At 52.0% G+C, this 8,373-nt stretch carries 7 protein-coding genes; all 7 read right to left on the bottom strand.

What is annotated here, in order from left to right; all coding sequences use genetic code 11:
* Positions 1-407, bottom strand: a 407-nt coding sequence (locus ACEW8P_RS03605; protein ID WP_373511742.1) for an LON peptidase substrate-binding domain-containing protein, incomplete at its 3' end; no start/stop codon positions are given.
* A gap of 91 nt (positions 408-498) precedes the next feature.
* Entirely contained in the window at positions 499-957 is a 459-nt protein-coding gene (locus tag ACEW8P_RS03600; RefSeq protein ID WP_373511741.1) for a DUF6702 family protein, read from the bottom strand.
* A gap of 159 nt (positions 958-1,116) precedes the next feature.
* Positions 1,117-2,433 (bottom strand): RIP metalloprotease RseP, encoded by a 1,317-nt coding sequence (gene rseP, locus ACEW8P_RS03595; RefSeq protein WP_373511743.1) that lies wholly within the window; start codon positions 2,431-2,433, stop codon positions 1,117-1,119.
* 181 nt (positions 2,434-2,614) lie between these two features.
* Complete coding sequence (locus tag ACEW8P_RS03590) at positions 2,615-3,478, bottom strand: hypothetical protein (RefSeq protein ID WP_373511740.1); 864 nt, start codon at positions 3,476-3,478, stop codon at positions 2,615-2,617.
* 15 nt (positions 3,479-3,493) lie between these two features.
* Positions 3,494-4,453, bottom strand: a complete 960-nt coding sequence (locus tag ACEW8P_RS03585) for a hypothetical protein (RefSeq protein WP_373511739.1) — start codon at positions 4,451-4,453, stop codon at positions 3,494-3,496.
* A gap of 11 nt (positions 4,454-4,464) precedes the next feature.
* A complete protein-coding gene (locus ACEW8P_RS03580) occupies positions 4,465-5,793 on the bottom strand; it encodes a hypothetical protein (protein ID WP_373511738.1) in 1,329 nt (442 codons plus the stop codon).
* Positions 5,793-8,373 (bottom strand): SGNH/GDSL hydrolase family protein (locus ACEW8P_RS03575; RefSeq protein ID WP_373511737.1); only part of this gene is annotated, 2,581 nt, incomplete at its 5' end. The genes ACEW8P_RS03580 and ACEW8P_RS03575, both read right to left, overlap by 1 nt.

Raw genomic sequence — 8,373 nt, 5'->3', positions numbered from 1 at the left:
ATCTGGAACCGCTGGCGGCCTTGCACAATGATCGTAACGTTGCCGTCCGGCAGCGTGATCATTTTCAGAATATGAGCCACGGTACCAATCTTGTATAGATCTTCCGCGCCAGGATCCTCTTTCTGAGGTTTGGCCTGCGTGACGGCCCCCATGATGCGCTGATTGATGTCGGAATTGCGGTAGATCTTCTTCACCAGCCGAATGGCCTTTTGCCGCACCACCGTCACGGGAATGACCATACCCGGAAACAACACGGTGTGCCGAATGGGCATGATGGGTAGTTCATCAGGCAAATCAAGAGGTTCATCGGGACCATCGGGACCACCAATGGGTACAATTTCCAGGCTATCGAGATCAGAATCGTTTACCAGCAATTGACTATAAAGGTCTGAGTTTTCAAAATTCATGTGAGGGCAATGACAATGAGAGAATGAGAGATTGAGTGAATTATTACGTAAGTGGGCGTAAGCAACATTCACTCAATCTCTCATTCAAAATTTATAAAGCTTGCACGCTTTTTCCTTTTTTGAATAAATACGTCTTGCGGTCGTCGCCCCACTTGGCGTTAACCATATTCACCTGGTCATCGAAAGCTTCCATAAGCAGTTCGTTTTTCATTACCCAACCTTCGGGATTGCCCGAGAAGGGTACTTCCAGATATAGCCAGGTGGCGTCGGCTTCTTCTTCTTTGCCAATGTACTGCACCGTCCGCAGTTTTCGTGCAGGGTCGGCGATGGCAAAGTGCTTCCGAATATATTTTTCCACGAGCGGATTGTTGTCGTCACCGTTGCGCAGCATAATCCGCCGGTTCTCGTTAGCCAGCGAAAGCCCCTTTTCCAGGTCGTCGGTGAAAGCTCGAATACTAATTTCCAATGACCTTTGAGACGGGTTAAAGTTCAATTTCGTCACACTAATATGATACTCATGTTTGGGACGAGCCGAAACCAACAGCACCATCAAAAATAATTGAGAAATGACTAGTGGATACCGGATCACCGGCCTATGAACAACATGCGGTTTCCTAAAGGCCAAAGTTTAGCACTTACATTAATGGGGAGTGGCTACAAAAAATTAACCGACAAATCTGTCACAGTCCACTGTCAATTGCTCAACAATCTAAAAAACTGCTTTCCAGACGTCGTTAAAGATAGCGAACGCCATGATGCCCAACAGTAGCACCATACCCACTTTTTGAGCGTTTTCCAGGAAAGCATCCGAGGGTTTACGGCCCGAGATCATCTCATAAAGCAAAATCACGGAGTGGCCACCGTCCAAAGCCGGAATGGGCAGGGCATTCATAAAAGCCAGGATCATTGACAGCAGGCCCGTCAGGAACCAGAAGCGCCCCCAATCCCACACGCCGCCAAACATGCGAGCGATGCCGATAGGGCCATTGAGCGCCTTGGAAGCGGACACTTCACCCCGGAATATCTTGCCAAAACCCTTGATATTGTTGTAGACTACCCCGAAGGCTTCGTTGGTACCCGCAACTACCGCCTCGGGAAATGAATATTTTACGACGGTAAAATTTAGGCCACTTTTAGCCTGAAAGCCAATCGTGCCTTCCTCTGTAACTTCTACGGGAATGGTCAGATTACCTCCGTCGCGCTGAATTCCCAGGGTGGCGGTTTTGCCCTTCAACGCTTCCAGAGCGTCCTGAAACTCGTGAAAGTACTGGGTCGGTTGTCCATTTACGGCCACGATGCGGTCGCCGGCCTGCAAACCTGCTTTATCGGCGGGTGTGGTCGGCACGATTTCGCCGATGGTAAACGGCTCGATGGGACGAATAAAAGTACCCCGCTGCTCGGGTTCCGATAGTTTTTCAATCAGCCCATTGGGAACATCTACGTCGATCCGCTGACCGTTGCGTTCCACGGTGTAGTAGCTATTGTTGCCCAAGAGTACTTCAGAACCAACTGCCATATCGAAGTTGGTGAAATCCTGGCCGTTGTAAGCCACAATCTTATCGCCCGTGCGCAGGCCGATTTCCTTAGCCAGCGGCCCGGCTACGATGCCGTAGCGGTTGACTTCTTCTTTAGAAAGATAAGAGTCCCCGTTTTGGTAAGCCAGGGCAATGAAGATAATAATGCCTACTACGACATTGACGATGATGCCGCCCAACATCACGATGAGCCGCTGCCAAGCGGGCTTGGCCCGGAACTCCCAGGGTTCGGGCTCCTGATCCATGGCCTTAGTATCGAGCGATTCGTCGATCATGCCGGAGATTTTTACGAATCCGCCCAGAGGAATCGCACCGATGCCGTATTCAGTTTCGCCGCGCTGAATGCTCCAGATTTTGGGCGGGAAGCCGATAAAGTACTTCTCGACCCGCATCCCGAACATCTTGGCCGTCAGCAAGTGGCCCAATTCGTGCAGCCCCACCAAGATGGACAACCCCAAAATGAGCTGCCCGGCCATGATTAAGATTTCTATGTATTGATCCATTTAAATCAGCTTGTCAGTATCGTTTTTTACCCCTAACGAAATTTCAGGCCGCAAAGTTACGGAAAAGCCGTGGCTATCCCGTATGTTTTTTGCTTTGATTGGAGAAATCTGGCTCACAACGCACTGAATCGAAAGGTTTTGCCACACCCATCATCGGAGAGCCCAGATTTCAATTGCCGATCCAGACCTCCAACTGCCCGAGTGACACTTTGGTACCAGAAACATAGCGAATAGGAATATCTTTTTCTAATACTTGAATATTGTTTTTTCTTAATACATCCAGCAAGAGTTTCCTGACGCCCTGAGCGTTTCTTTCGTCTTGTTTATGAAAGTACTTGATGGAAGTACCAAAGCGGGCGGGCAGGTTTCGGGACTGAATCGCGGGGACGATCGCTCCCTTCTCCTTTAAAAGTTTCTGCAACTCGGCCGATACCGCTCGCTTCTTCGCATCCTGGATGTAGATGATATAGCCAAAAAGTGGTGCTTTGGAAACGGCTTTCTGCTTTTTTAAATCATAATGTTGTACCTGCTGGTGAACGACCATCGGTTCGGGAGCCGCCTGAATTGCTTCCGGGCGAGATGCGGCTACCCGACCTGGCATCATTGGAGCGTTATCACTGGTTTGGGATCTTCTCGCCTCATACTTTCTGGTTCGGGCCGGGATGGTAGGCCGTTGGATTACCGGCTCGGGTTCAGCAGACAGGGCCATTTCTTCCGGCATCATGATTGGCTCCGGCTCGACATCGGCAGGAATCGAGTCCACTTCCAGCAACGACATCCGCCAGGCGTCCAGCTCATTTTTGATGTTAGTGAGGGCGACCTTCTGGTCTTGTAATAGAAGGTTCTGATGAGCCAGCTTCTCCTTGGCGTTGGTTAGTTTCCGGTTGGTTTGCCGCAATTTGAAAAACAAAAACACCATAACAATCACGCAGATAATCGCGAAAATCAGGGAAAACACGCTCTGCTTTTTCATGGAAGCAATTTCGCGGAGTAGTTGCTGCCTCACTTCTTCGGAGTGGTTGGGGTCGTTCATGGTTTAGGGTAGTTTTCAGGCAAAAAGCTTCATTCGGCGCATCACTTCTTCGTCGGCCAGTGTCGAATTCATTTCCACGGTTTTGTAGCGTTGCTTGTTCTTGAAACCAAAGTACGCCAGAAACGCCGCCGCCAGCCCAACGAAAGCCAGCATATGATCCTGCATGAAAAACACGGCGTAAACCATGATCGTGATACCCAGCAGGCAGAGCAGTAGGATAAGGAAATTCATGGCCTGATCCCAGAACGAACTACCTCGCAGCAGGTCTTTGCGCGTGGGGCTAGCCAGCCGGATTTTCCACCATTCCCGTTTGTCGATTTCCTGCTGGTACTTGTCCTTGACGTAAAGCTGCCAGCGGTCGCGGTCTTCTTCGGCTTCGGTGACCAGCCCCCGCCAAACGATCGGCTTTGCCGGAACGGAATCGAAATTGGGGTACTTTCGTTTCAGCTCATTGAGCGCGTGTTCAAAGGCGGTTCTGATCGTGTAGTCGGTATCGGAAAGGGCTTTGTAAAACGTTTCGGCGAATTGCTGCGCGATGCCGTCGCTTACTTTTCCCTTCGTCGCAATTACGATCTTAATATTATTGTCGAAAAGTAGCTTCACCTGGTCGTAGGTAGCGCAACCGTTCAGAAACACCAGTTTGAGATTCTGGGCCTCACCCAAAAGTCCGGCCAGCCCACTGGCGTGGCTCGACCCGTCCTTGAAAAGCAGCCGCTCGCTGTCGGCGTGGCCGCTAAAATGAAAGATGAGGATGCGGTGCTTGTAGTTGCGGATATCCTCGGCCACCTCTTCGCCATCCGCGCTGCCGCGTGGCGGGAATTCGACCTCAAAGTACCGTTCGGAACCCTGCTGAATCTGGTACTGCTCCCAGGCTTTGCCGATGGATTTGTATTCATTTTCCAGAAATTGCAGGTACTGCTGGTCGGAATCTCCGCTTTGGGAGAAATAAGACAGGACGACGGGGTTGTATTTCATGGTGATGGCGCTTAAAGTTTCTTTCTCAACAAAGTCAAAATGTCCTCGGCCTCGTCGTCATCGGTGTTGAAACTAACCTGCACGCGGCCCAATTCGTAGGCGTCTTCGTAAGCTAACCCTCCGCCTAGGCCCTGATAGAAGCCCACGGAGAAGTTGGTGGCGTCATCGTCACCGATTTTGGCTTGGGTGCCGATGACCACCGGAATGCTCTTGACTACTTCATCCGCCTGAATTTTGGAAAAACAGGCATTCAGAACGACGCATTCTATTTTCAAGACTTTTCCCATCACGCCAAACAACTTTTTGAGAGCCTTCGTGGGGGCTAATTGCGGCCCTTCCCGCTCATTGACCAGGAAAATCCCCTCGGACGACCCGTGGCCTGAGAAGTGAACGATGGTCGGCTTTTCGCGCAAGAGGGTTCGCGAAAAGTCGAAGCCCGTCACTTCGAAGAGGGTTGTGTACAAAAACTCGTCGCGCAGCGACGACATCAATAGCTCTTCCCGAATTTTGTTCGACTCGCGCCCCAGCAATAGCCCCGACTTGGAATCAGCCGCCATGAAAATGATCTTTTTCTTGATCGCTTTGGCAACTTCCTCTATCGAAATATTCGGATCGCCGTTCACGCGAATGGATTTTTCGAGTACTTCCATGTCGTCCGTCTTCCCATTAAAATGGGCCGACACGCGCAGGAAGATTGAAAAAGTACCCGCTTTCAAAGGCGTTACGCTGATTTTCCATTCAGTAAAATCGCCCTCCGAAATAGCCTGCCGCTCAGTGGTAATCGGGACGGTGTTGAAATTCGAGCCGCCGGATACGTCCACCAGCTTGACGCTCATCTCGTCGGTAATCTTGATGGTGGCGTGGGTACTTTCGGCGCTGATTTTTATTTCTGCCAAAGCCACTTCCGCACCGCCAATGCGGATGACGCAGGTGACGGGCTGGTTTTGCTGCATCACGTCCGGGATGTCGTAGTCCAGTTGGCCTGCCCGGAAAACGGAGGGTGCTTCCTGCTCAAACTCTACGGCTTCGAGATCTATTTTTATTGCTCGGCGAGATGGTTCGGCATCCATCGGCGGGGCTGATTCTTCGGATTCCTCTGCCCCGACCATCTGCGCTTTGGCCCGCACGGGCCAGAAAGTCAGTTTCCGGCGTTTTGCCCCGCTTCCGGCCACCGTATCATCAGCTATCTCAAAAACTACCGGGTCTTCTTCTTTAAGTACCTCCTCAATTTCCTGTACCTCAAAAAAGTACTTTCCAAGCACGATTTTACCCGCTTCCGTCGGTTGATTATAGCGCAGCAAATCCGTCAATTCTTCGCGCGAAAGCGTCCCCGAACTCATTAACCAGTCATTAATGGACTTTTTTTTTGAGCCTTAATGCGCTCGATTTCGCCGATAAACTTGTCGGCTACGATCTGGTAGCCCGCGTTATTGGGGTGGATTTCGTCGAACCACAGCGTGCGTGGTACCAGTCCGCGCGTATCCACGAAAGTTACGCGGTCTTGATATTCAGCTTTTTGCGTGAGTGCGGTTAGTCTTCCGGCAAATTCATCCACGATGTATCGGATGAGCGTCTCCCGCTCTTTTTGCGGCGCGATACCCTTCCCGACCATGTGCTTTCCGGTCCAACTGCTCTTCTTTTTGTTGCCGGGAATGTTCGTATCCACCGGAATGAGGTAGTCGTAGCAATGCAACAGAATGTGCAGGTCAGGATAGCGAGCCAGGAGTTCGTCGAACATTTGAATGTACAGCGCGTCCAGTTTGTCCAGTTGCTCGAACATTTTCTGGTTGAGGTACTTTCGGGGCGTGTAGTCGTCAGCATCGGGTACTTCCCGCAGGAAATGCTGGAATTGGTCGCCCAATACGTCGTTGCCGCCGCCGCTGACGAGGAAAAACTTGGCGTCCTCCTCGCCGATGGCGTTCAGGTACTGCTTGTCTTTTGTCTTTAAATAATTTTCCAGCGTGTCGCCCGCTTCGGCAAAGCTGCGGATGGCGTAAACTTTGTAGAGTTGGTCGAGCGTGTCCTGCAAAATAATCGGGTACTGAAACCACGAATCGCCCTCGGCCACCAGGCGCAGACGATTGGGGTCTTTTTTCAGATTGCGGTAGCGCTTGCGCCGCTGCGCCGTTTCGATCTGGTTGCCCAGCCATAGTTTCATATCGTCGAACAGCCCCTTATCCTCTTCGGGTACGACCAGCCCTTTCTTTAATTTCCAAATCGTCGGCTGGCCCGTTTCGTCCGGCTCGACTTCGCAGTACAGCCCGGCGGCGAAGTAGGCCGTTTCGTCCCATTCGAGCAGGGCTTGCAGCGTGTCGGCGGGGATTTCGTTATAAACCGGATTCTTGAATACAAGACTCAGCGTCTGCGTGAGCCAGCCCGAAAATTCGAGTGGTGCATCCTCTTCAGTGTCCAATCCTCTGGTCTTGCCGCTCCCGATCTTGTCACGATCGGCGGTAGTCAGCGGGCCAGGCAGGGCGTCCTGCGTCAGGGATTCGGCGCTGAACTCCTCGGTACTTATGATGAATTTAAGGGCTTCCACCGTTTGCGGCCAATTATATTCCCGCTCCACGTCTCCAAGTTTGAGTGCGATGCGGTCTTTCCCTTTCGGGCCGAGGAACACGGACTTTCCGGCTTCCAGTAATTGGACGCGCTGGGGCAGGAAGTCGAGGAAGCACTGGAATTCCTTGCTGAGGTAGGCCGCTGCTACATACAGGTCTTGCGGGGTAGTATTGGTGATTTTAATTTGCAAAGTACCCTTCCAACTCGACCCGGATTTTTCGTAGTTCAATTCCGCCGAACCGTTGATCAAGGCGGCGGGTACGGAAGTACCATCCGCCAGGATGCGACTAAGTTCGATTTTTAGCGGCTGGGCCGGGAAGTTATCAGGCTTTTCCTCGTTTCGGAGGTTCTTGATAAAATGCCAGCGCGACACGTGTTGCAGCGTTCCGAGGGTCGAGGCGTGGTTTTCGTCTTCCAGATAAAGGATGGGGCGAACCAGCGGACGGTAAGGATCGTCGGGCTGCGTTAGATAAACTTCCCCGCTGCGGACGTGGAACGTGTAGTCGGCGCGTTGGGCCTTGCCGCTGTCATTTTCGGATTCGGCCGCGCCTTTCTCTCCGCCAAGCGAAAAGCACCCACTAGCGTTCGCGGCCAATTCTTTGGTGAGGGCACCTATTTCTTTAGGGTCGCCATCGTGGTTTTCCAGTTCCAAAACCAATTCCTGCTTCATTAAGTCAGATATCTCGGCTTTGTAAGTGGCTTTGGTATCCAGTCCGGCCACATCGAGTAGGGTGTAATCCACAAAAATACCCGCTTTGCGCACCTGGGCGGTATGCGTTTTGTCCAAATCCATGGGATCGAACAATGTGATCCGCGAATCGGTGTTCACGCCATGAATAGCCCCGACGTTCAGTTGCCAGCCTTGCTGCTTGCTGCGCGTGGCCTCGCAAACCATCCTGTGTGGTTCTATGGTTCGGTTTAGAAAGCCCCGGCGCAAAAGCCTTTCGGCATGGAGGGGCATATAAATTCGGGGTGTTTGCTCGAAGCCCGCCCGCATGTACTGCCGAATGCGGCTTCGCAGGCCATTGTAGCTGATATTGCTACCGCAGTCGGTCAGAGTTTTGAGTAGAGTTTGGGTAAAGACGCCCTCGCGGGCAATTTCCAAAGCCACCTGGTTGGACTCACAGGCGGCCATTTGTACGTGCGTTCCCTGCGGCAGGAATTCGGCGGGTTTCTTGTTCTTTATGTCCCCTTCCTTGATTGTATCACTAAACAAAAACTCGCTCCACAACCGCTGCGGGAACGCCCTTCCCGCCTTGTCCGTGACGCGTCGCTCGCGCACGCCGTCGTAGCTCGCGCCGACCAACGCCGCGTTGCGGGTGTTGTCGCCCGAGTGACAGCAATCGAAAATCGTGACGATA

The organism is Persicitalea sp. (assembly GCF_041751555.1).
Classification (GTDB): Bacteria; Bacteroidota; Bacteroidia; order Cytophagales; family Spirosomataceae; genus Persicitalea.
This window is presented reverse-complemented; position numbering and strand designations above follow the sequence as displayed.